The organism is Labrys wisconsinensis, from assembly GCF_030814995.1.
In the GTDB taxonomy this organism is placed as follows: Bacteria; Pseudomonadota; Alphaproteobacteria; order Rhizobiales; family Labraceae; genus Labrys; species Labrys wisconsinensis.
In genome coordinates this window covers 99,127-121,926 of sequence record NZ_JAUSVX010000022.1, presented here as the reverse complement: position 1 = coordinate 121,926, position 22,800 = coordinate 99,127, and the positions used below count along the sequence as shown (strand labels likewise).

At 69.3% G+C, this 22,800-nt stretch carries 23 protein-coding genes and 1 tRNA gene; 7 read left to right on the top strand and 17 right to left on the bottom strand.

The window, feature by feature from the left end:
- Positions 1–146 precede the first annotated feature (146 nt).
- The 8 genes from QO011_RS37175 to QO011_RS37140 form a co-directional block, all read right to left on the bottom strand.
- Positions 147–1,022, bottom strand: a complete 876-nt coding sequence (locus tag QO011_RS37175) for an SMP-30/gluconolactonase/LRE family protein (RefSeq protein WP_307284025.1) — start codon at positions 1,020–1,022, stop codon at positions 147–149.
- A gap of 26 nt (positions 1,023–1,048) precedes the next feature.
- Positions 1,049–1,927 carry an SMP-30/gluconolactonase/LRE family protein gene (locus QO011_RS37170; RefSeq protein WP_307284022.1) on the bottom strand — a complete coding sequence of 293 codons (879 nt, stop codon included), beginning with the start codon at positions 1,925–1,927 and terminating at the stop codon, positions 1,049–1,051.
- A gap of 12 nt (positions 1,928–1,939) precedes the next feature.
- The gene (gene kce / locus QO011_RS37165) at positions 1,940–2,884 is read right to left on the bottom strand and encodes a 3,5-dioxohexanoate:acetyl-CoA acetone transferase (protein ID WP_307284019.1); all 945 of its coding nucleotides are present in this window, start codon (positions 2,882–2,884) and stop codon (positions 1,940–1,942) included.
- A gap of 260 nt (positions 2,885–3,144) precedes the next feature.
- Positions 3,145–4,083, bottom strand: a complete 939-nt coding sequence (locus tag QO011_RS37160; RefSeq protein WP_307284017.1) for a 3-hydroxyacyl-CoA dehydrogenase — start codon at positions 4,081–4,083, stop codon at positions 3,145–3,147.
- A gap of 27 nt (positions 4,084–4,110) precedes the next feature.
- Positions 4,111–4,932: an SDR family oxidoreductase gene (locus QO011_RS37155; protein ID WP_307284015.1), complete on the bottom strand. Its 822-nt coding sequence runs from the start codon at positions 4,930–4,932 to the stop codon at positions 4,111–4,113.
- Between the two features lie 18 nt (positions 4,933–4,950).
- Complete coding sequence (locus QO011_RS37150; protein ID WP_307284013.1) at positions 4,951–7,026, bottom strand: ABC transporter permease; 2,076 nt, start codon at positions 7,024–7,026, stop codon at positions 4,951–4,953.
- On the bottom strand, positions 7,023–8,561 hold the full coding sequence (locus QO011_RS37145; RefSeq protein ID WP_307284010.1) for a sugar ABC transporter ATP-binding protein: 1,539 nt from the start codon (positions 8,559–8,561) through the stop codon (positions 7,023–7,025). The genes QO011_RS37150 and QO011_RS37145 overlap by 4 nt, the downstream gene beginning before the upstream one ends.
- Positions 8,562–8,760: 199 nt before the next feature.
- Complete coding sequence (locus QO011_RS37140) at positions 8,761–9,891, bottom strand: sugar ABC transporter substrate-binding protein (RefSeq protein ID WP_307284008.1); 1,131 nt, start codon at positions 9,889–9,891, stop codon at positions 8,761–8,763.
- Positions 9,892–10,058: 167 nt separating this feature from the next.
- Between QO011_RS37140 and QO011_RS37135 the strand changes: the two genes are divergently transcribed.
- Together QO011_RS37135 and QO011_RS37130 are read left to right on the top strand one after the other, a co-directional pair.
- Positions 10,059–10,739, top strand: a complete 681-nt coding sequence (locus tag QO011_RS37135; protein WP_307284006.1) for a GntR family transcriptional regulator — start codon at positions 10,059–10,061, stop codon at positions 10,737–10,739.
- 56 nt (positions 10,740–10,795) lie between these two features.
- Entirely contained in the window at positions 10,796–11,623 is an 828-nt protein-coding gene (locus QO011_RS37130) for a polysaccharide deacetylase family protein (protein WP_307284004.1), read from the top strand.
- Between the two features lie 62 nt (positions 11,624–11,685).
- Here the strand turns inward: QO011_RS37130 and QO011_RS37125 are convergent.
- Both QO011_RS37125 and QO011_RS37120 read right to left on the bottom strand, forming a co-directional pair.
- A tRNA-Leu gene (locus QO011_RS37125) sits at positions 11,686–11,770 on the bottom strand.
- Between the two features lie 104 nt (positions 11,771–11,874).
- A complete protein-coding gene (locus QO011_RS37120; protein WP_307284002.1) occupies positions 11,875–12,123 on the bottom strand; it encodes a FliM/FliN family flagellar motor switch protein in 249 nt (82 codons plus the stop codon).
- A 156-nt stretch (positions 12,124–12,279) separates the two neighbouring features.
- On the opposite strand from QO011_RS37120, the gene lipB reads away from it, so the two are divergent.
- Positions 12,280–12,993 (top strand): lipoyl(octanoyl) transferase LipB, encoded by a 714-nt coding sequence (lipB, locus tag QO011_RS37115; RefSeq protein ID WP_307283999.1) that lies wholly within the window; start codon positions 12,280–12,282, stop codon positions 12,991–12,993.
- Here the strand turns inward: lipB and QO011_RS37110 are convergent.
- From QO011_RS37110 to QO011_RS37095, 4 genes are all read right to left on the bottom strand, one after another.
- A complete protein-coding gene (locus tag QO011_RS37110; protein WP_307283996.1) occupies positions 12,977–13,459 on the bottom strand; it encodes a hypothetical protein in 483 nt (160 codons plus the stop codon). The two genes, lipB and QO011_RS37110, sit on opposite strands and share 17 nt — an antisense overlap.
- A 44-nt stretch (positions 13,460–13,503) precedes the next feature.
- Positions 13,504–14,178: a Crp/Fnr family transcriptional regulator gene (locus QO011_RS37105; protein ID WP_307283994.1), complete on the bottom strand. Its 675-nt coding sequence runs from the start codon at positions 14,176–14,178 to the stop codon at positions 13,504–13,506.
- Between the two features lie 170 nt (positions 14,179–14,348).
- Positions 14,349–16,364 (bottom strand): acetyl-CoA carboxylase biotin carboxylase subunit, encoded by a 2,016-nt coding sequence (locus QO011_RS37100; protein WP_307283991.1) that lies wholly within the window; start codon positions 16,362–16,364, stop codon positions 14,349–14,351.
- A 229-nt stretch (positions 16,365–16,593) separates the two neighbouring features.
- A complete protein-coding gene (locus QO011_RS37095) occupies positions 16,594–17,460 on the bottom strand; it encodes a hypothetical protein (protein ID WP_307283988.1) in 867 nt (288 codons plus the stop codon).
- 368 nt (positions 17,461–17,828) lie between these two features.
- Between QO011_RS37095 and QO011_RS37090 the strand changes: the two genes are divergently transcribed.
- The gene (locus QO011_RS37090; RefSeq protein ID WP_307283986.1) at positions 17,829–18,803 is read left to right on the top strand and encodes a ring-cleaving dioxygenase; all 975 of its coding nucleotides are present in this window, start codon (positions 17,829–17,831) and stop codon (positions 18,801–18,803) included.
- A 126-nt stretch (positions 18,804–18,929) separates the two neighbouring features.
- Here the strand turns inward: QO011_RS37090 and QO011_RS37085 are convergent, their stop codons facing one another.
- Both QO011_RS37085 and tnpA read right to left on the bottom strand, forming a co-directional pair.
- The gene (locus QO011_RS37085; RefSeq protein WP_307283984.1) at positions 18,930–19,082 is read right to left on the bottom strand and encodes a hypothetical protein; all 153 of its coding nucleotides are present in this window, start codon (positions 19,080–19,082) and stop codon (positions 18,930–18,932) included.
- Positions 19,083–19,138: 56 nt separating this feature from the next.
- The gene (tnpA, locus tag QO011_RS37080) at positions 19,139–19,555 is read right to left on the bottom strand and encodes an IS200/IS605 family transposase (RefSeq protein WP_307283982.1); all 417 of its coding nucleotides are present in this window, start codon (positions 19,553–19,555) and stop codon (positions 19,139–19,141) included.
- A gap of 421 nt (positions 19,556–19,976) precedes the next feature.
- Here tnpA and QO011_RS37075 point away from each other — a divergent pair, with 421 nt between their 5' ends.
- Both QO011_RS37075 and QO011_RS37070 read left to right on the top strand, forming a co-directional pair.
- Positions 19,977–20,948, top strand: a complete 972-nt coding sequence (locus QO011_RS37075; RefSeq protein ID WP_307283980.1) for a glycosyltransferase family 8 protein — start codon at positions 19,977–19,979, stop codon at positions 20,946–20,948.
- Between the two features lie 103 nt (positions 20,949–21,051).
- On the top strand, positions 21,052–21,675 hold the full coding sequence (locus tag QO011_RS37070) for an alpha/beta hydrolase (RefSeq protein WP_307283977.1): 624 nt from the start codon (positions 21,052–21,054) through the stop codon (positions 21,673–21,675).
- A 171-nt stretch (positions 21,676–21,846) separates the two neighbouring features.
- On the opposite strand, the gene QO011_RS37065 is transcribed toward QO011_RS37070, so the two are convergent.
- Positions 21,847–22,062 (bottom strand): hypothetical protein, encoded by a 216-nt coding sequence (locus QO011_RS37065; RefSeq protein WP_307283976.1) that lies wholly within the window; start codon positions 22,060–22,062, stop codon positions 21,847–21,849.
- A 206-nt stretch (positions 22,063–22,268) separates the two neighbouring features.
- On the opposite strand from QO011_RS37065, the gene QO011_RS37060 reads away from it, so the two are divergent.
- The gene (locus QO011_RS37060) at positions 22,269–22,778 is read left to right on the top strand and encodes a hypothetical protein (protein ID WP_307283974.1); all 510 of its coding nucleotides are present in this window, start codon (positions 22,269–22,271) and stop codon (positions 22,776–22,778) included.
- Positions 22,779–22,800: the final 22 nt, after the last annotated feature.

Here is a 22,800-nt window from a genome sequence, read left to right as displayed (position 1 = left end):
GGATGCCACACAACGCCATCCCACGCAGGTCATGGGAGTAACACGCCCATCCAGAATAGATCGCTCGATTGCTGCGATGTGTGAATCAAACAGCCAGCTGCGTGGGGAAGGCTTTTTGCGTGGCGCGTCGGGTGCCTTACTCCCGCTCACCCCGCGAACCGCATCTCCGGCACGCCGCGGATTCCTAGCCCGTGGATGGCGAACAGGCTGCCGCGCAGCATGCCGTCGCCGGGGAAGCGCGGCAAAGGCGGCTTGGCCATGGAGGTGACGAACAGGATGTCGAGCTCGGGGCCGCCGAACATGACGCTGGTCACTTTCTTCACCGGCATGTCGATGACGCGGTCGACCGAGCCGTCAGGGGCGTAGCGGATGATCTTGCCGTCATAGACCTGCGCGTTCCACAGATACCCCTCCGCATCGACGGTGGAGCCGTCCGCCGCGCCGCCGGTGGACCGGTCGATGCGCGTGAAGGTGCGCCGGTTGGCGACGGCGCCGGTGTCCTGGTCGTAGTCGTAGGCCCAGATCTCGCCCGACCAGGAATCGGCGAAGTAGAAGATGCGCCCATCCGGGCTCCAGCACGGGCCGTTGGAGACGATGATGCCGTCGTCGAGCTTGTGCAGGCTGAGGTCGGGGTCGAGGCGGTAGAGCGCGCCGTTCGGCCCCGCCTCCATCGTGTCCATCGAGCCGGCGACGAAGCGGCCGCGCTTGTCGACCTTGCCGTCGTTGATCCGGGTGGTCGGATCGTCCGGCTCGGGATCGACGATCAGGCTGGTCTCGCCGGACTTGAAGTCGAGGAAGTGGAAGCCGGTCTGCAGCGACAGCACCGCCCCGCCCTGGCGGCGCAGCGCCATGGAGCCGATCTTGGCCGGCACGTCCCAGGCCCGCACTTCGCGCCCGTCCGCGGTGGCGCGGAAGACGTTGCAGCCGAAGCTGTCGATCCAATAGAGGCGCTGCTCGTCCACGTCCCAGAGCGGGCCCTCGCCGAGGATGGTCTTGACGTCGACCAGGACTTCGATGCGCATGATTTCCTCCGTCTGTTGTTCTGTCGTCAGCCGGCGAAGCGCGGCTCGGGAAGGCCGCGGACGCCGAGGCCATGCACCGCGAACAGGCCGCCGGCCTCGCGCTCGCGCGGCCATTGGCCCTTCACCTGCCGGGCCATCGAGGTGACGAAGGCGATGTCGAGGTCCGGGCCGCCGAAGCTCAGGCTGGTGGCGCTCTCGACCGGCAGGCCGACGGTGCGGTCGAGCCGGCCGTCCGGCGCGAAGCGCACGAGCTTGCCCTCGTACACCGAGACGCTCCAGACATAGCCCTCGGCATCGACGGTGGCGCCGTCCGGCAGCCCCCTCAGCCCGCAGGCGGGGAAGGAGGCGAAGACACGGCGGTTGGCCACCCGGCCGGTGCCGATGTCGTAGTCATAGGCCCAGATGTCCCTGGTATAGGTGTCGGCGAAGTAGAAGATGCGCCCGTCCGGGCTCCAGCACGGCCCGTTGGAGCAGACGATGCCCTCTTCCAGCCGCTCGACCGTGCCGCCGGGATCGAGGCGGAACAGCGAGCAAAGGGGATCGCTCTCCTCATAGTCCATGTAGCCGGCGACGAAGCGGCCCTGGCGGTCGACCTTGCCGTCGTTGAGGCGGATACGCGGCTTGCCGGGATCGGGGTCGGCGAGCTTCACCGCCGCGCCGGTGCCGAAGTCGAAGCCGTAGAAGCCGTCGCGCAAGGCCAGCACGGCGCCGCCGCCCTGCCGCAGGGCCAGCGAGCCGATATGCTCGGGCACCGGCCAGCTCCGCCGATTGCCGCCATCGGCGTCGCAGGCGTGGATGCGGCGCCCGAGGCTGTCGATCCAATAGAGGCGCTGCTCGGTCCCATCCCAGAGCGGGCCTTCGCCGAGCTCGTCCCGGGCGTCGCCGAGGCGTTCGATCCGCAGCATGGCCGCCTCCCTTCAGAACGCGACCTTGTCGCCGCCCTTGAGCCCGAGCAGGGCGCGGGCTTCGTCCGGCGTCGCCACGGCGAGGCCGAGGCCCTCGATGATGCCGCGCACCATCGTCACCTGCTCGGCGCTGGCGGTGGCGAGCTTGCCCTTGCCGGCCCACAGCGAATCCTCCAGCCCGACCCGGACATGGCCCCCCATGGAAGCGGACATGGCGGCGATGCGCAGCTGGCTGGCGCCGGCGCCGAGCACCGACCAGCGATAGGCGTCGCCGAGGAGCCGGTCGGCCGTGCGCTTCATGTGCATCACGTCCTCGGGATGCGTGCCGATGCCGCCGAGGATGCCGAACACCGACTGCACGAAGAAGGGCGGCTCGATGAGGCCGCGGTCGATGAAATGGGCGAGGTTGTAGAGATGGGCGATGTCGTAGCACTCGAACTCGAAGCGGGTGCCGTTATCGCGCAACGTCTTCAGGATGAACTCGATGTCCTTGAACGAGTTGCGGAAAACCAGGTCGCGCGTGTTCTCCAGGTGCTGGCGCTCCCAGTCGTGCCTGAGCTCGGTGTATTTCTGCAGGAGCGGGAACAGGCCGAAATTGATCGAGCCCATGTTGAGGGAGGCGAGCTCCGGCCGGTAGGTCTGCGCCGGCAGGATGCGCTCCTGCACGGTCATGAACGGGCTGCCGCCCGTCGTGATGTTGACCACCGCCTTCGTGCCCTGGCGGATGCGCTGGAGAAAGCGGCCGAAGGCCTCCGGCGTCTGGTCGGGCCGGCCGGTGTCGGGGTCGCGCGCATGCAGGTGCAGGATCGCGGCGCCCGCCTCCACGGCCTTGAGCCCGTCCGCGACGATCTCGTCCGGCGTCACCGGCAGATGCGGCGACATGGAGGGGGTGTGGATGGCGCCGGTGACGGCGCAGCTGATGATGACCTTGCCGGTGGGGAGGCTCGAAGGGGCCATGGCGTTGTCCTTCCTCGTCATTCCGGTGATCGGCCAGCTTCGTGCGAGTGCGACGCCGGCCGATCCCCTCCCCCTTGCGGGGAGGGGTAAGGGGTGGGGGTCCATCAGGATAGGGCGCACCGTTCGTCCAAGAGCGTCGACATCCTGAAGCCTCGAGTTCTACGCCTGCGACCCCCACCCTTTATCCCTCCCCGCAAGGGGGAGGGAAGACGCAGGCGTCGCGCCGTATCCGATACGGGTCTCCATCTCGCCCACTCGTACTACCCGTCTACCTGCCGCCGCTTGTGCGCGGCCAGCGCCATCAGCTTGCGGTCGCGCCAGGCCTGGCGGTCGGCGAGGCCCTCGGCCGGCAGGCGGGCGCGGCGCTCGGCTTCCACCGTCTCGATCACCGGCCCGGCCCAGTCGACCCGGCGCTGGGTGGAGGGAAAGATCCGCTCGTAGATCGACTGGTAGCGAATGACATAGTCGCGCACGCCGCCGGGCGCGTTGAGGTCGATGGTCTCGAACGGGCCCATGAACGACCAGCGCAGGGCGAGGCCGTCGCGGATGCCGATATCGACGTCCTCGACCGAGGCGACGCCGTCGGCGACCAGGCGGAAGGCCTCCTCCAGGAGGGCGCCCTGCAGGCGGTTCATGACGAAGCCGTCGATCTCGCGCTTCATCACGATCGGCGCGTGGCCGGCGGCGGCGAGCAGCGCCGCGGTGCGCGCGACCACGGCGGCGTCGGTCCAGGGCGCCGGCACCACCTCGGCGGCCGGGATGAGGTAGGGCGGGTTGATGGGATGGACCACCAGGCAGCGCGCCCGTCCCTTCAGGTGATCGGTGAAGCGCGAGGGCAGCAGCGCCGAGGTCGAGGAGGCGATGACCGCGCCGGGCTGGGCCAGGGCGTCGAGCTCGGCGAAGACGGCGCGCTTGGTCTCCAGCACCTCCGGCGTGTTCTCCTGCACGTGGTCGGCCTCGGCGACCGCCTCCGCCAGGGTGCCTGTGGCCGTGATGCGGGCCAGCACCGCCTCAGGCGTGGCGCCGTCGAGCAGGCCGGCCCCGGCGAGGTCCGGCAGGATGGCGGCGATATAGGCGAGCGCCGCCGCCGGCGCCCCGGCCGCCGCGTCCCACAGGCGGACGCCGTGGCCGGCGCGGGCGAAGCTGATCGCCCAGGCCCGCCCGATGAATCCCGATCCAACGATCCCGATCGTCGCCATCACCAACCTCGCTTCGGACAAGAGGGCTCAGAGCCGCTCGACATTGCCGCACACGCCGAGCGACTGCCCGGAAATGTTGCGCCCGGCCGGCGAGACGAGGAACAGCACCGTGCCGGCCACGTCCTCTGCCGTCACCATGCGCCGCAGCGAGATGCTGTCGAGATAGGTCGCCTCCATCGCCTCGTAGGAGACGCCGACCTGGGCGGCGCGGTCGCGGATCACGCCGGTCATGCGCGGGCCCTCGACGATGCCGGGCAGGATGGCGTTGACGCGGATGCCGGCGGGGCCGAGCTCCTTGGCGAGGCTCTGGGTGAAGCCGATCACGCCCCATTTCGCCGCGGAATAGGGGGTGCGGAAGGCATAGCCGAAGCGGCCGGCGGCCGAGGACAGGTTGACGATGGCCCCGCCCCCGGCCGCCTTCAGCAGCGGCACGGCATGGTGGGTGCAGAGGAACTGGCCGGTGAGGCAGACGTCGATGGTGCGGCGCCAGTCCGCCGGCGCGATCGCCTCGACGCCGCCGGTGGGCCCGGCGATGCCGGCATTGTTGACCAGCACGTCGAGCCCGCCGAGATGGCGCCCCACTTCGGCGAACAGACGCTCGACATCGGCCTCGCTGGCGACGTCGGCGCGGGTGGCACCGGCCTCGCCATGGGCGGCGCGGTAGTCGGCGAGGAAGCGCTCCTCGACGTCGCAGACATGCACGCGCGCGCCATGGGCGATCAGGGCGTCGGCGATGGCCCGGCCGATGCCGGACGCGCCGGCGGTGACCAGCACGCGCAGGCCCGCCGCCGCATCGGCGCCGAAGGGGGAGGAGGAAGCTGAAGAGGAAGAGGTTGAAGAGGAAGACATGGGGCGGCTCCGTCGGGGTCAGGCCCGCCGCTCCCGCAGCGCCATGACGGCGCCGAGGACGACGAGGCCGAAGAGGATGGCGCGGATCGCGTAGGGCAGCGTCGTGCCCGCCAGCAGGGTCTGCAGCGCGGTGAGCAGGAAGACGCCGCCGAGCATGCCGAGATAATGGCCGCGGCCGCCGGTGATCAGCGCGCCGCCGACCACCACGACCGCGATCGAAGGCAGGAGGTAGTCGTCGCCCATGCCCAGGCTCGCCTGGCCGGAGAAGCCGGTGAGCAGCACGCCGACCAGGGCCGAGCACAGGCCGGAGAGCATGTAGACCTTGACGATGGTCGGGCCGACCGCGATGCCCGACAGGGCCGCCACGCGCTCGCCGTTGCCGATGCCGTAGACCCGCCGGCCGAAGGCGGTGCGGCCGAGCAGCAGCACGGCCGCCGTCACGAAGAGCGCCAGGAAAGGCACGACCGGCGCGATGCCGAGCACGCGGCCGGTCATGAACTCGCGCAGCAGGGGCGAGGCGAAGCCGTCCGGCGTGCCGTTGGAATAGATCAGCGCCAGCCCCTGCAGGATGCCGTTGGCGGCGAGCGTCACCACGATCGGCGACAGGCCGAGCACCACCACGCCGACGCCGTTGAGGAAGCCGATCAGGCAGCCAGCGGCCAGCACCAGCGGCAGCGCATAGAGCAGCGCGCCGTCCGAGCCCTTGACCATGCCGGCGAGCAGGATGCCGCACAGGCCGATGGTCCAGGGCACGGAGAGGTCGAGGCCGCCGGTGAGGATCACCGTGCCCTGCCCCAGCGCCAGCACGGCGAGGAAGGAGGAGAGCACGATCAGCGAGTTGTAGTAGCTCCAGCTGGTCAGGGTGTGGCCGAGCGCCAGCTCGGTGGCGACGAGCACGGCGAGGAAGCAGGCATAGGCCGGCAGGGCAAAGCGCAGCGCCTCGGCGTGGCGGACGCGGAAGGGGGGCTCGGCCGCCGGCGCCCGGGCGGCGCCCGTATCCGGCAGCACCAGCCGGGGCGCCTCGCCGCGGCGCTGGGCCGGCAGGAGCCCGGCGCGGCGGGCGCGCATCCAGGCGAGCGCGGCCCGCAGCGCCGCGGCGAGGCGCGAGCGCCGGCTTATCGAGGCGCCGAGCACGGCGAGGATCAGGATCGTGCCCTCGGCGATGGTGGAGAAATAGGCCGAGACGTTGAGCACCAGCAGGATATTGACCACCATCATCAGGATATAGGCGCCGAACACCGAGCCGAGCGGGCCGCCGCGCCCGCCGCCGAGCGCGGTGCCGCCGACCACGACAGCCGCGAAGATCTGCAGCAGCATCGGGTTGCCGACCAGCGGGTCGCCCGAGCCGGTCTGGGCACTGATGAACACGCCGGCGAGGCCGTAGCAGCCGCCGGCCGCGACGTAGGTCAGGAACAGGGTCAGGCGGGTGCGCACGCCGGTGGCCCGCGCCGCCTCGGCATCGCCGCCGACGGCGTAGAGGGCGATGCCGAAGCGGCTGCGCTTCAGCCAGAGCCAGAGCAGGAGCAGGACGGCGAGCAGCACCACCGGGATCGGCAGGAGGTTCGGCACGGCATCGCCGATGAAGAGGTCGGAGAGCCCGGTGTCGACCGCCCCGCCCGGCTTGTCCATGACCAGGAGGGTCAGGCCCTGCAGGATGAACATGGTGGAGAGCGTCACCACGATCGGCTGCAGCCGCAGGAGGGCGATGAACACGGCGTTGAACGCGCCGGTCAGGCAGCCGATGCCGACGCCGACGGCGATCCACACCGGCACGGGCAGGCCGAGGTCCGGCATGAAGCGGGCGAGCACGACGTTGACCAGCGACACCACCGCGCCGGCCGAGAGGTCGAAGCCGCCGGAGAGGATGACCAGGGTCTGGCCGGCGGCGGCGATCGCCAGCGTCGCGCCGTTGGTGGCCATCTGCGAGAGGTCGTAATAGGCGAGCGGCGCCGCGCTCACCATGGCGATGATGCCGAGCAGCACGAAGAACACGGCGATCGCCAGGACGAGCCCGCGCCGGCGCGCCAGGCCGAGGCGCAGGCGGCGGGCCCGGGCGGTCGCCGCGGCGGGGGCCTCGAGCACGGCCGCGCTCATGCCGCCCTCCCCGGCTCGAGCGAGCCGAGCGCGGCGGCCAGGATCGCCGCCTCGCTGAGGGCGGCGCCGTCGATCTCGGCGGCGACACGCCCGCCATAGAAGACGATGGCGCGGTCGGCGAGATGGACGATCTCGGGGATCTCGGTGGAATAGAACAGCACCGCGCCGCCGGCATCGGCGAAGGCGCGGATCAGGCGGTAGAGCTCGTTCTTGGTGCCGACGTCGATGCCGCGGGTCGGGTCGTAGAGCAGGAGGCAGCGGCTCTGCGCCAGCAGCCATTTGGCGATGGCGATCTTCTGCTGGTTGCCGCCGGAGAAGGCGGAAACCCGCGTCCACAGCGCCCGGCGGTCGACCTCGACCCGGTCGAAGACGCGGCCGACGGCGGCTTGCTCGGCGGCGCCGTCGATCAGGCCGAAACGGGTGAAGCGCTCGATCACCGGCAGCGAGGCATTGTGGCCGCCGCCGAGCTTGAGAAACAGCGCCTCGCTCTTGCGGTCCTCCGGCACCAGGCTGATGCCGATCTCGGCCCGCACCGCCTCGCGCGGGCCGAGGATCGCCGTCGGCCGGCCGTCGACGGCGAGGCCGCCGCGGACGATCTCGGCCATGCCGAAGCAGGCGAGGAAGAGGTCGAGCTGACCCATGCCCTGCAGGCCGGCGACGCCGAGGATCTCGCCGGCATGCAGGCGGAAGGAGGCCTGCGCCAGCTTGCCCGCGGTGCCGACGCCGTCGGCCCGGAGCACTTCCGGGCCGAGCGCCCGGCCCGCCGCCGCCCGGGGCGGGAAGGCGTGCGCCAGCGAGCGCCCGGCGATCATGCCGATGATCTCGGCGTCGCTGTGCTCGCTCACCGCGCCGGTGACGATATGGCGGCCGTTGCGCAGCACGGTGACGCGGTCGCAGAAGTCGCGCACCTCGCGCAGGCGATGCGAGATGAAGACGAGGGTGGTGCCCTCGGCCCGCTCGCGGGCGATGAGGGCGCCGAGCCAGTCGACGTCGCGGCCGGAGAGCGTCGAGGTCGGCTCGTCCAGCAGCAGGATTTTTGGGCGGCGGAACAGGGCGCGCGCGACCTCGATCTTCTGCTGCACGGCGAGATCGAGATCGCCGACCTCCTCGTCGGGGTCGATGTGCTCGAGGCCGATGGTGGCGAAGTGCTCCTCCACCAGGCGGGCGGCGTGCCGGCGCCGCACCAGGCCGAGGCCGTTCATCGGCGCATAGGGCATCAGCATGTTGTCGAGCACGGTCATGCTCTTGACCAGCGTCATCTCCTGGAACGCGGTCTGGATGCCGTGGGCATGGGCCGCGCGCGGGCTGGTCAAAGCCGCCGGCGCGCCGAAGACGCGGAAGCCGCCGGTGTCCGGCTCGACCAGGCCGGAGAGCAGCTTGACCAGCGTCGACTTGCCGGCGCCGTTCTCGCCGAGCAGGGCATGGACCGAGCCGGCCTCGATGGCGAAGCCGACATCGTCGAGCGCGACGGTGGCGCCATAGGCCTTGCGGACATGGTCGACGGCGACGGCGGGCTGGGAGGCGATGGACGGCAAGCGAGCGGATCCGGACTCTCGACGATGAATCGTATGAGGCGCGCCGCCGACCGCTCTCCTCCCCCTTGCGGGGAGGAGTGAGAGATGGGGGTCCCCCAGGATAGGGCGAGCCCTACGCCAACGACCCCCACCCCGTACCCCTCTCCGCAAGGGGGAGGGGCTTGGCCAAACTCGCGCCTGTGCCTGTAATCGGCGCCCCTCAATTCTCCGGCTGGCCCACCAGCGCGGCGTTGAGGCCGATCTCGGGGGTCTGCTCGGAGAAGATCGAGGCGAACCAGCCGGGGTTGGGCACGATCGACGGCTTGAAGGCGTTGCAGCCGGCCTTCATCTCGGCCCAAGTGCCCTCCTGGCACAGCTTGATGGTGTCGTTGCGCACCAGCGGCAGCGGCAGCGTGGTGAGCTTGGGAATGTCCTTGCCCTCCAGCTTCTCGACCGCCAGCTTCAGGGCCAGCGCCCCGGAATAGGGCGGCGAGGCATAGGAGATGCGCGGGGCGCCCATCGGGGTGTAGGTGGCGTTGGCGCCCTCCACCTCGGTGCCGGCGGGGAGCATCTGCACGCGCCCGCCATTGGAGCCTTCGCCGGCGCAAGGCTTCAGGTCCTTCACCTGCTTGCCGGCCTCGATCTGCATGGAGTTGGCGGTGTAGCAGCCGACCTGCATCCACAGCCCGTCGATCTGGTCCCAGTTGCGGGTCGCCAGGATCTTGGAGAGCTCGGTGCGGGCCACCGCCTGGCTCCACATGCCGACCGCTTCGGCCACGACCTTGATGCCGGGATACTTGGCGAAGACTTCCCTGGCGGCCTTGGTGCGCAGCGTGTCGACCGAGGTGCCGGGCACGCCGGTGATCATCACGATATTGCCCTTGCCGTCGAGCGTCTTGGCCAGCCAGTCGGCGGTGACGCGCCCGGCCTCCTCCTGATCGATGGTGACGTTGTAGGCGCAGGGCTCGGTGATGGCCGCGTCATAGGCGATGATGACCACGCCCTTGGCGCAGGCGTTCTTCACCGCCGCGTTGAGGGCGGTCGGCGAGATGGGATAGACGACGATCGCCTGGGCGCCGGCCTGGACCATGGCGTTGATCTGCTGGATCTGGCGCTGGGCGTTGGGGCCCGCCACCTGCACCTGCAGGTCGACCTTGTCGGCCATCGAGGCATGCGCCGCCATGGCCTTGACCATGTTGGCGGCCTCGGCCTGCCAGTCATTGCCGATATAGCTCATGCTCAGGAAGATCTTGAACTTGCCCGCCGCGGCGGCGGGGTCGGGCGCCAGAGCCGCAGCGCCCGCCAGCACGGCCGCGCCGAGGCCGCGACGCATCGTCGACCAGAATCCCATGGACAGTCCTCCCGTTTCCTCCGGCGCCCTGGGCGCCTGCACGTGGTTCCTTGACCACTTGCATTTGATCATAGATCAATAATCGAAGATCGCAAGCCACGCCGCGGCGATTGATCGCGACTGCGCCGCGGTGCATTGATGAGCGGTCGCAACCGGATTGCCGTTCCGTGCCGAAGCCGCTCGCCCTTCCCGTCAGCCTCGTTCCCAAGGCCACCCTCCAGGACCAGGTCTATCGGCGGCTGTCCGACCTCATCCTCAACGGCGAGATCGCACCCGGGCAGACCGTCACCATCCAGGCGGTGTCGGACGCCTTCGGGGTCAGCGCCATGCCGGTGCGCGAGGCGCTGCAGCGCCTCACCGCCGCCAGGGCGCTCACCGTTATCTCCGGCCGGTCGATCGGCATTCCGCGCCTGACGCGCGAGCGCCTGCTCGACCTGCAGCACGTGCGCATGGCTGTGGAGGGCCTGGCGGGCGAATGGGCGGCGGGCCAGACGGCGCCGGCCGAGCTCGCCTATCTCGAGGGCGAGTTCGCCACCCTCTCGGCCACGGCCGCCACCGGCGACGTCAAGGGCTATCTGCGCGCCAACCGCAACTTCCACTTCGCGATCTACCGCGCCGCCGGCTCCGAGGTGCTGCTCGGCGTGATCGAGAGCCTGTGGCTGCAGATCAGCCCGTATTTCCACCTGCTGCACGCCAGCGGCAACTACGCCGTCTCCAACCGCGAGCATGCCGAGATGCTGCAGGCGATGCGCATGGCCAACCCGCCGGCGATGCGGACCGCCATCGTCGCCGACATCGAGGCCGCCGCCGCCGAGCTCCTCACCCGCCTCGACGAAGCCTCGGCCTGAGGGGCGGCCGGGCACGCCGCCATGCGGCAGGCGCAATCGCGTGCCAGAGCAGCGCCATGAGACCGATCGCCCTCGCCCTTGTGCTCGCCGCGCTGAGCGGCCCCGCCCTCGCCTGCGGTCCCGACGCCCTCGGCGTCTCGCGCACCCTGCGGGTCGGCACGCTCGGCGGCGGCGCGGTGGGGCTGAAGACCTATCCGCGGACCCTGCCGCTCGCCCCGGGCGAGGTGGTGCTGACCTTCGACGACGGGCCGATGCCGGGCAAGACCGAGCGCGTGCTGGCGGCGCTGGACGCCGAATGCGTCAAGGCGACCTTCTTCATGATCGGCCGCAACGCGGCGGCGGCGCCGCGCCTGGCCGCCAGGGTGCTGCAGGAGGGGCACACCGTCGCCTATCATTCGATGACGCATCCCAACATGCGCCATCTCGGCGTGGCGGCGGCGCAGGCCAATATCGACAAGGGCTTCCAGGCCGTCGACGAGGCGGTCTACGGCGACGCCTGGAACGAGCCGCGCGCCCCGTTCTTCCGCTTTCCCGGCTTTGCCGATTCGCCGGCGCTCGATTCCTGGCTCGCCAGCCGCGACATCGTCGTCTTCGGCGCCGACCTGTGGGCTGGCGACTGGGAGCCGATGACGCCGGACCAGGAGCTCGCCCGGCTGCTCGCCCGCCTCGACCGCTCGAAGGGCGGCATCGTGCTCCTGCACGACATCCAGCCGCGCACCGTGGCGATGCTGCCGCGCTTCCTCAGGGCGCTGAAGGAGAAGGGCTACCGCATCGTCCACCTGGTGCCGGGCCCGGGGCCGCTCGAGACCCGGCCGGCGCCGGCGGGATGGACCTCGGAGACCGAGCGGATCCTGCGCTCGAGCGCCAAGGGCGCCGGCGGCTGAGACGGTCCGCATGGCAAAACGGCGGCCACTGGGGCCGCCGTTCCGGAGCAGTCGCTCAAATCTGGTGCGGTCAAGAGGACTCGAACCTCCACCCCTTGCGGGACTAGCACCTCAAGCTAGCGCGTCTACCAATTCCGCCATGACCGCCTTCGCAACTCGGGCCTGCCCGGCGAAGCGGCGCATCGTCTAACAGATCGATACCGGGCCGACAAGGTCGAAAACACCCGGGAGGCGAACTCGCTGCGCCACGCTCAGATCTGGGCGACGATGCTGGGCTTGCGGATCAATTCGCGCACCTCGATGGCGATGCGGCTGCCGTAGACCGAGACCTTGCCGCGGGCCACGGGCAGGTTGTTGGCGAGAATCATCACGTCGTCGTCCTCGCTCTGGTTGAGCTCGATCACCGCGCCGCGGCCCATGCGCAAGAGCTGGTGGATCGGCATGGTGGTCTCCCCCAGCACCACGGAGACTTCGAGCGGCACGTCGTCGAGAACGGGCATGGCAATCCTGATCGCCGGCATTACATCTCGTCCGGGCTCCGGCGCGATTCGTCGCGCGGGAGCGCCGAACGCGCCCGGGACCCGGGCGGCGGAACGGGCCGTGGCACCGGGCAGGCCGGCCGCTCCACGCGCACGTCAGCATCTTATGGTGAACCGTTGGTTAACGCGCGCGACCTGATCGAGACCGCCTTCGCTCCGCCGCCCGGCTCGCCCCCGGTGGAATGGGTCGTCGCCGAGGGTCGCACGCCCTACGAGGCCGCCGTGGCGGAGATGGAGGCGCGGGTGGCGCTGATCGCGGCGGGCGAAGCGGCCGAGCGCGTCTGGCTGGTGGAGCATCCCCCGCTCTACACCGCCGGCACCTCGGCGCGCAGCGAGGACCTGGTGGCGCCCGACCGATTCCCCGTGCACTGGACCGGACGCGGGGGCCAGTTCACCTATCATGGGCCGGGCCAGCGCGTCGCCTATGTCATGCTCGACCTCAAGCGCCGGCGCGAGGATGTGCGCGCCTTCGTCTCGGCGCTGGAAGCCTGGCTGATATCAACGCTGTGGGCCTTTCACGTGCGCGGCGAGCGGCGGGAGGAGCGCGTCGGCGTCTGGGTGCGGCGGCCCGAGCGCGGCGCCGGGGCCGAGGACAAGATCGCCGCCATCGGCATCCGCATGCGCAAATGGGTGTCGTTCCACGGCATCGCCCTCAATGTCGAGCCGGACCTCGAGCATTTCTCCGGCATCGTGCCGTGCGGGGTCCGCGACCACGGCGTCACCAGCCTGGTCGACCTCGGCCTGCCCGTGACCATGCGGGATGCCGACGAGGCGCTGCGCGAGGCCTTCGAGCCGATCTTCGGGCCGACCGTCGCTACACCGGCGCGGTGACGCCGGCGGCCCGGCTCGGGTCGCCGGCGGCCCGGGTCTGGCCGCGGGCGGCCTCGCCCGGCGCCGCCACCAGCCAGCCGAACCAGCCGATCATCGGGCCGGCGAACAGGACCGCCATCAGGAGGGCGTGCTCCCAGCTGCCCGGCGGCGGCACGGCCAGGACGAAGGGCGAGCCGACGACGATGACGATATAGGCGGCGAGGAAGGCGGCGATCGCCAGGCCCGACCAGCCGAGGTCGTGCAGGCGCTTGCGCGACAGGCAGCCGGCCGACCAGGCGACCAGGATCATGAACAGGAACGGGACGATGCCGCCGGGATCGGCCAGCCAGGCCACCACCCGGTCGAGCAGCACGGCGGCGAGACAGAGCGCGGCGGCGCCGGAGGCGAAGGCCGAGCGTCCGATCGCGCCCGAGGGCAGGACCAGGAGGTCCAGCATGTCCTTGAGGGCGGCGGCGAAGCGGCTCATGGCACGATGATGACGCCGCGATGGTTAACGCCGGCTTGCCGCGCTCAGAGCCGGCCGGTCGTCATCCGCATCTTGTCGGCGAGGCCGCCGCCGATGCGCCTGTACAGCGCCGAGGCGATCTGCTGGTCGCGCTTGCACAGCGCGTGCAGCTTCTCCTGGTCGAAGGCGAGCACGCGCGCCGGCTCGTCCACCACCACGGTGGCGGTGGCGGCGACGCCTGTCGTGAAGGAGACGTCGCCGATGAAGGCGCCCGGCCCGACATGGGCGACCACCTGGCCCTTGACGGCGACCTCGGTCCGCCCTTCGCAGACGAAGGTGAGGTCGGCCACCGGCTGCTCCTCGACCGTCAGCACGGCGCCGGCGGCAAGCTCGCGCCATTGCGCCGTGCGCAGGAGCTGGGCGATCTGCGCCTTGTCGAGCTGCCCGACGATCGGCGCCAGGAAGGCGCGCTGGTCGGCGGTGAGGTCGAGGCTGAGCCGGTCTCGCAAGAGCCGCCCGACCTGGACCAGGTTGATGAGGATGAAGGCGCTGTCCCAGACGATGCTGGTCCACACCAGCGAGCCGCTGAGGAGGAAATAGCAGATCTCGAAGGCGATGCCGACGACCGCGGCGACCCGCAGCCAGAAGATGCTGGTGAGGAGATAGGAGACGGCGATGATGGCGTAGGCGACGTGGCCCGGCACGGCGTCCCAGGTGAAGATCTGCTGCAGAATGTCCAAGTCGAGCCCTCGCGCGGATCCGCCGCGGCCCAGCCCCCCAAGGCTCGCAGCGCGTGCGGACGGTCCCGCCCTATCGCATTTCGCGCTTCGCGCCCGCAACCGGCCCAGACGCGGGCGTGTGCGACTTGGCACGCGCCCGCGTCTGGGCCGGGTTCCCCCGGCAATCCCCCTCAGGCGAATTCCATGATCACCGCGTCCACCGCCAGGCTGTCGCCGGGCTTGGCACGGATGGTCTTGACGGTGGCGTCACGCTCGGCGCGCAGCACGTTCTCCATCTTCATCGCCTCGACCACGCAGAGCGTCTCGCCGGCCTTGATGGCCTGGCCGACGACCACGTCGATCGAACGCACCAGGCCGGGCATCGGGCAGAGCAGCGCCCGGCCGCTGTCGGCGGCGAGCTTGACCGGCATCAGGCGGGCGAGCTCGGCCTCGCGGCGGGTGTAGACCCGCGCCTCGGCGCTGAAGCCGCGATGCGACAGGGCGATGCCGTTGAGGATCGGCCGCGCCAGCACGCTCGCCGCCTCGCCGTCGACCAGGCCGTGCCAGACCGGCTCGCCCGGCTTCCAGGCGCTGCGCACCATGCGCAGCTCGCCGGCGCCGCCGCCCTTGCCGGGAAAGGTCACCTGGATGTCGCCCTGCGCCTCGTCGACCTCGACATCGACGGCCGCGCCCGCCAGCACGACCACGCGCTCGCGGTCGAACACCACCGGGCGCCAGGCGAATTGGCCGCTGATCCGGCGCTTGCGCTGATTCTGGACATGATCGATGGCGGCGGCGACGGCGGCGAGGCGCAGGGCGAGCGCGCCGGTCGGCGCCTCGAGGGCGAAGCCGCCCGGAAATTCCTCGGCGATGAAGCCGGTGGAGAGCCGTCCCTCGCGCCAGCGCGGATGGCGCATCAGCGCCGCCACGAAGGGGATGTTGTGGCGGATGCCCTCGATGGCGAAGGCGTCGAGCGCCTCGGCCATCGCATCGATCGCCGCGCCGCGGCTCGGGGCATGGGTGCAGAGCTTGGCGATCATCGGGTCATAGTGGATCGAGATCTCGCCGCCTTCGAAGACACCGGTGTCGTTGCGCACCGTGACGCCCTTGTCGTGGCGCTCGGCCGGCGGGCGGTAGGTGGTGAGCCGGCCGATCGAGGGCAGGAAGCCGCGGGTCGGGTCCTCGGCATAGACGCGCGATTCGATCGCCCAGCCGTGGAGGCCCACGTCCTTCTGGGTCAGCGCCAGCGTCTCGCCGGCGGCGACGCGGATCATCTGCTCGACGAGGTCGATGCCGGTGACGAGCTCGGTGACGGGATGCTCCACCTGCAGGCGGGTGTTCATCTCCAGGAAGAAGAAGGTCTTGTCCTGGCCGACGACGAACTCCACCGTGCCGGCGGAATCATAGTCGACGGCCTTGGCCAGGGCGACGGCCTGAGCCCCCATCCTGGCCCGCGTCGCCGCGTCGAGCAGCGGCGAGGGCGCCTCCTCGACCACCTTCTGGTTGCGGCGCTGGATCGAGCATTCGCGCTCGCCGAGATGGATGACGTTGCCGTGCTTGTCGCCGAGCACCTGGATCTCGATATGGCGCGGCTCGACGATGAATTTTTCGACGAAGACCCGGTCGTCGCCGAAGGAGGACTTGGCTTCCGAGCGGGCGAGGCGGAAGCCCTCCTCCACCTCGGCGGCGGATCTGGCGATGCGCATGCCCTTGCCGCCGCCGCCGGCCGAGGCCTTGATCATCACGGGATAGCCGATGTCGTCGGCGATGCGCACCGCCTCGGCCGCGTCGGCGATGACGCCGAGATGGCCCGGCACGGTCGAGACGCCGGCGGCGGCCGCGGCCTTCTTCGATTCGATCTTGTCGCCCATGGCGGCGATGGCGCGGGCGTTGGGGCCGATGAAGACGATGCCGGCGGCGGCCAGCGCCTCGGCGAAGGCCTCGCGCTCGGAGAGGAAGCCATAGCCCGGATGGACCGCCTCGGCGCCGGTCGCCCTGCAGGCCTCGACGATCCGGTCGATGACGAGATAGGACTGCGCCGCCGGCGCCGGACCGATGGCGACCGCCTCGTCGGCCATCTCCACGTGCAGGGCGTCGCGGTCGGCCTCCGAATAGACGGCGACGGTGGCGATGCCCATGCGCCGCGCCGTCTTGATCACGCGGCAGGCGATCTCGCCGCGATTGGCGATCAAAATCTTCTTGAACATTCTTGCCCCGGGGACGCGACGATCGAGACCGACGCTGCGATCAATAGCGTCGCGGCCCGCGCGCGCCTAGTCCCTTGCGGACCGGAGCGGCGCATCGAGGCTGGAGCCGTTCCCTCGAAGAGACGAGACAAGGCGGCAGTCAGGCCTACCCCGCGCCATGACGGCCCCGCCGACAAAAAAGCGGCCGGACAAGCCGGCCGCCAGTCGCCTCGGAGGAAGAGAGAACGGGTCAGGCCATGCGGACGATGGCGGAGGCCGCGACGGTGTCGCCGACCGGGGCGTCGACGAAGGCGAGCAGGGCCCGTTCGGCCTTGCTGACCCGGCCGTCGCGATGGATGCGCGACTGCAGCCAGCTGGCGCCGGCCGGATCGATCTGGGTGACCAGGCTCGACCAGTCGCCCTCCGGACCGAAGACGGCGGTGGCCGCGGGCGCCGGGCCGGCCGCGCGCTCGAGCGGCGCTGCGGAGCCGAGCAGATGGTTGGCGATGGCGCGCACGAAGAGCTGCGACCAGGCCTCGTCATTGGCCGGACCGGTGCAGGCGTCGGCGATGTCGAACAGGATCTCGGCCTCGGCCCGCGAGATTGCCCCGCCATTGTGGGACAGGATGCGGCCGAGGAGCTCGACGTCGGCGGCGTCGACCGTGCGGGAGAAATGCACCCGGCCCCGGGCTGCCGGCCCCTCGCCGGTGATGGCGGCGTGCTTGACCTGGGCCAGGGCGAAGGCGGCGAGGCTGTTGGGGATCTCGTGCGCCTCTTCCATGACGTTGACGAGCAGCTCCAGCTCGGAGGCGGTCTCGACGAAGGCGTCCGGCCCGCCCATCTCGGCCATCAGCCAGGCCGCCTTCTCGGCGGTGATGCGGCCCGTCGGCATCAGCTGGTAGACGACATAATCGGTCAGCGCCTCGACGAAGAGGCGGTTGAATTCGGGGCAGCGCCCGTCCAGCACCGCATTGGCCTTGAACAGCGCAAGCGCGTCCTCGGCATGGATGATGCCGTCGCCGTAGAACCAGCGGCGCAGGGTGATGATCTCGTCCTTCTCGACCACCTTGCCGTCGATGATCGACTGCACGATCGGAGGAATGGTTTCGCTCGACATGTCCGACGCCTCCATGACCTTCTTTTCTTGGTCACGTCTTGGTTTGTTTGACGCGTTAACCTTTAATCGACATCGATCAAGACCACGTTAATAGCCAAGTCTTAACGCGCGTTGGGGTTAAGAGGATGTGTCGGATGTCACACCCGCTGCCCCGGCGGGCTTTGCGTCGGTGCAAGCTGAAATTGCACGGCTTTTCCGGCGGCAGTGCGGCGCTCATTTGTCGTGATCGAGAGGGAGCTCTCCCTCGGGCTCTCCGGCGTCTTCCGCAGGGCAATGCCGGAAAATCCATGGTTTTCATGACTTTAGCGCGCATTTCCGAGCCGGAGCCCGAGGTCGGGCCGGCGACGATGCGTCGAGGAGGACAGAAAATGGCCATCACGATCGAGGACCGGGCCGCCGGGATGCCGGGGAAGACCGCCGCCAGCGCCGGCATCCACCACGTCACCGCCATCACCCGCGACGTCAAGCGCAACGTCCGCTTCTACACCGAGGTGCTCGGGCTGCGGCTGGTGAAGCGCACCGTCAATTTCGACGATCCCGGCGCCTATCATCTCTATTTCGGCGACGCGACCGGGCGGCCCGGCACGATCCTGACCTTCTTTGCCTGGGAGGGCGCCAATCCCGGCCGCCTCGGCCTCGGCCAGGCGGCGGAGATCGCCTTCCGCATCCCGCGCGCCTCGCTGGGCTGGTGGACGCAGCGCCTGATCGAGCAGGGCATCGCCTTCGACGGGCCGGAGAAGCGCTTCGGCGAGAACGTGCTCGGCTTCAAGGACCCGGACGGGATCCGCCTGGAGCTGGTCGCGGCCGGCACCGCCGCGCCGGCCGGCGACTGGTCCGGCACGGTGCCGGCCGAGCACGCCGTCGAGGGCTTCCACGGCGTGACGCTGTGGCTGTCGGAGAGCGAGGGCACCGCCGCGGTGCTGCGCGAGGTCTTCGGCATGCGCGAGGTCGCGGCCGAAGGCACGCGCCGGCGCTTCGCCGCCCTCGGCGCGGACCCGGGCGCCGTGGTGGACCTGCGCGAGGCGCCCGGCTTCATCGGCGGGCGCATGGGCACCGGCACTGTCCATCACGTCGCCTTCCGGGCGGCGGACGACGCGGCGCAGGCGGCCATGGCCGCCGCCCTGCAGGCGCAGGGCGGCCGGGCGACGGAGCAGAAGGACCGCAGCTATTTCCGCTCGGTCTATTTCCGCGAGCCCGGCGGCGTCATCTTCGAGATCGCCACCGACGATCCCGGCTTCACGGTCGACGAGAGCATCGAGACGCTCGGCGAGGCGTTGAAGCTGCCGCCGCAGTTCGAGGCGCATCGCGAGGCGATCGCGGCGGCGCTGCCGGCGCTGGATTGAGCCTGGGGTGCTGCCAGCAGAATTCCTGAACGCCGCCCGCAGGGCGGGCTTGGAAATTCTGCAGAACATCAAGGTGTCAGCGGAGTTTCGCGGGCTGGAAACGTGTTCTGCGAAACTCTGCGCAGGTCAGGCGGCCGCGCTCTCCACCCCTGCCGCCCGCGCGGCGGCAGGGGCGACCGGCACCGGGTTGCTGAGGATGTCGAGGACGGGCCGATGACGATCGACGGTCTCCTTCAGCCGCTGCAGGTCCGCATCGGAGGCGGAGCTGTCGAACGTCACCTCCCCCTCGTTCCGCTGGAAGCCGGATATCATCGACGTTCGTCGACTGCAGTCCTTCAAAGGCATCGTCCGGCTCGGGGGCTTCTGGCCCTCTGTATATTGCTTCCAGACATCGTCGGCGACGCTCCCGCTCGATGACACCCAATAACCCCTGCCCCTAAGCTGCCGCCCTCAATAACGCTTGTGCAGACTGCATATTCCGACAGCAAGTCGTGAGAATTCTTGTCCTTCAGGAGCTGCACCGCTCGTGACACGGACAGCTGCGGCGGGATGCTGATCAGCATGTGCACGTGATCGCGACTGATCGAAGCGGCGTAGATCGCCGTTTCATGACCACTCGAGATCTCCCACAGAAGTTCCCGACACCGATTGCCAACGTCCTCGCCGAGAATCGGATAGCCATACTTCGTCGCCCACACAAGGTGGTACTTGCAAGCCCAAACTGTGAGACTGCTCCGCTTGTAATCCTTCATCCGGCAAAGCTGGCACCACCTCCCATTCACCTATAGGCGAGGCGCTTACGGATCCCCTATCGGAGATGCCACAAGGGATAAGCTTTTTCTGAAATGGCACGCCCACGTTCGGACGCAGCCGTATCATCAGTTTTTCAAATAAGATTCTCTTTGATAAATTTAAGACGATCCATTTTTAGAATATAAAATCGTGACATCTTTTTAATATTCTGACCGCGCAGTTTCATAAACTTCGCGCCATCTTACATAATATATTTGGATACAAAGAGGCAACTATGCAAGATTCTATACCATATGTCGACCACCTTTACCTAATTCATTAGATTAAGTCTGGAGATAAAATCATGACTCATCATGCTGGCACGATGCGTTGGACTGAGGTATCCCCTCAGTGCCGGACACGCCTGCCCAGGTCGACATCATGCGGAAGAACGCTATTGCCATCTTTACCGACGCCGGTTATTTTCCTCTTGCCTATGTTCTCGGGCGTGCCGCGCATGATGCAGCAGGTTCGGTGGCGGACGTCATTGTCTTCACCGATGATGCAGCGCTAGTCGCACGCTATGCTCAGGACCGGGATGTCAGCGTACGTCACGTCGATCTGTCCGGCCGCATCCCGCAAAACGCCGCCACGCATTCCCGGGTCACCGACACGACCTATGGCCGGCTCTTCCTCGGCGAGTTGCTCGACGAGCGCTATGCCCGCGTGCTCTATCTCGATTGCGACATCGAGGTTGAGCCGGGCTTCACCGATATTTTCGCGCTTGATCTCAAGGGCGCGGTTGTCGCGGCGGCGACCGATGCCGGCGATATCCTGCGCCGCGACGGCGAGCACGCGGACGCGTGGCGCAAGCACCTGACCAATATCGGCCTTGCACCGAATGCTCCGTATTTCAACGCCGGCGTGCTGCTGATCGATCTCGATGCCTGGCGCAGGATCGATGTCGCCGCCGAATGCTTCGCTTTTCTCGCCAGGTGCGGCAAGCTTGCCATCAGCATGGACCAGGATGCCCTCAATTTCGTGCTCCGAGGCCAATGGATGCGGCTGTCGCAACGCTACAATTTCCAGTTCCCCTTTTTCGGACTCGGGCTCGATGCACACTGTCGGCCGCTGATCTGGCATTATACCGGGCATCTCAAGCCGTGGATCGAGCAACTCTGGCCGCACGATCCCGTGCATACCGAGCGGCTTCGCGCGCAGTTGGCCGCGCATGGCTGGCCTGATTTCGTGGCGCAGCATTGCAAGCCGGAGCACCGCAAGCAGCGCCTGAAGACGAGGCTCAAGGCCTGGTTCAACCGGTTGCGTCCTGCCAAGCGGCAGCGAATGGCTGCGAGGATGGCGGCAAGGCGGGCGCATGCGATCGAAATGTTGCGCGCCGACGATCATATTTGATGGAGAACTCCGCGGACGCTCGTGCACATGCAATCGTGCCGTTCGCGGATTACGGCCCCCCTGTCGGAGACTCTGAATCTCCCCACGCTCCCATGGAACCGCCATGACCCGTCAGACCCCTTCCCTGTCCCATATCCACCGCTTCGTCGACGGCGACCGCGCCCATCCCCTGCTGCTGCTGCACGGCACCGGCGGGGACGAGGACGACCTGGTGCCGCTCGGCGAGGCCGTCGCCCCCGGCACGGCGCTGCTCTCCCCGCGCGGCCAGGTGCGCGAAGGCAGCGCCAACCGCTTCTTCCGCCGCCTGGCCGAAGGCGTGTTCGACCTCGCCGACCTCGAGGCGCGGACGCAGGCGCTGGCCGATTTCGTCGCCGAGGGCCGCCGCGCCTACGGCCTCGGGGCGCCGGTGGCGCTCGGCTTCTCCAACGGCGCCAACATCGCCGCCGCGCTGCTGCTGCGCCGGCCCGAAGCCCTGGCCGGCGCGGTGCTGCTGCGCGCCATGGTGCCGTTCGAGCCGCAGAACGCGCCCGACCTCTCCGGCAAGCCGGTGCTGATCCTCTCCGGCGCCGCCGATCCGATCATCCCCGCCGAGAATGCCCGGCGCCTGGCGGAGATCCTCACCGGGGCGGGCGCGGCGGTGACCCATCAGGTCCTGCCCGCAGGCCACGGCCTCACCCGCGAGGACCTCACCCGCACCACCGCCTGGCTGCGCGGGCTGGCGGGGTAGAGGCGGCCGCGAGATCGGCTGCGACGAGAACGATCCTGGACTTGAGAGCGACGGCAACCGATCCCTCCCCCTCGTGGGGAGGGACGAGCCCGGCCATGACGGAGTCGTCGAGGTGAGAAAGGATCGGCGCCTTGCCCCTTACGCCGGAGCCCAACCGCATCCGACCCGATCTTACAATCCGGCCTGGGGCTTGCGCTTGAAGGTGAAATAGAAGGCGACCTCGTAGGACCGCGGCGCCCGCTCGGCGGTGATGCCGAGGTCCATGATGCTGAAGCCGTTGCCGAGATGGCTGACCTGGCGCCGCGCCCGCACTTTCCAGGGCGCCACCAGCTTCCAGACAGCGAGAGCGGCAGCCAAAGCCATGCCGAGCGCCACGACGGTCGCCATCTCATCCCCCGATCTGTCCGCAGGCGGCAGGACCTCGAAACGTCCGACCATGAAATTACAAATATTACATAAAATTTCACTCGTCAACGGTCGCATCTATCTTTCAACCCCGGCGCAGGCGGCCAATTTTCTTGTAAGACGGGTGCAAGCCGCCTAACCTGAATGCGCCGGCGGGCGGCGCCGCCGGCGCGGCCCGAGGTGTCGGCATGAACGCTTCCTCCGACGAAAGCTTCGAACGGGCCGCACAGACCACGGCCGGCGAAGCGCGGACGCTCGCCTGGAAGATCGCGCTGCTGCTGCGTGGGCTCGACGAGCTCGACGCCGGCTTCGCGGCGGGCCTGCGCGAGGAGATCCTCGCCATCCTGGGGCCGGACGCAGCGTCGAGGGGCCAGCCGGCGCCGCAGGTCGGCCGGCCGCGCATCGTCGCCGGCAGCGCCGTGCCGGCAGAGCCGCCCCGCGAGCGCCTGCCGGAGATCGAGCTGTCGATCCTCGACATCGTCCGCGAGGACGAATCGGCCACCAACCTCTCCGCCATCTACGAGCGGCTGCAGGACCTCAACGACTATTCCATCACCAAGGCGAGCCTGTCGGTGCGCCTGCACCGCATGGTCAAGAGCGGCCGCCTCGCCTCGCCCTCGCGCGGCTTCTACGAGCTGCCCGGCGGGTCGCATCCCAGGACCGTCGAACCGATCGCCGACCTGCGGACCCGCCGCTGAGGGCCGGATCCCCGCCTGTGCC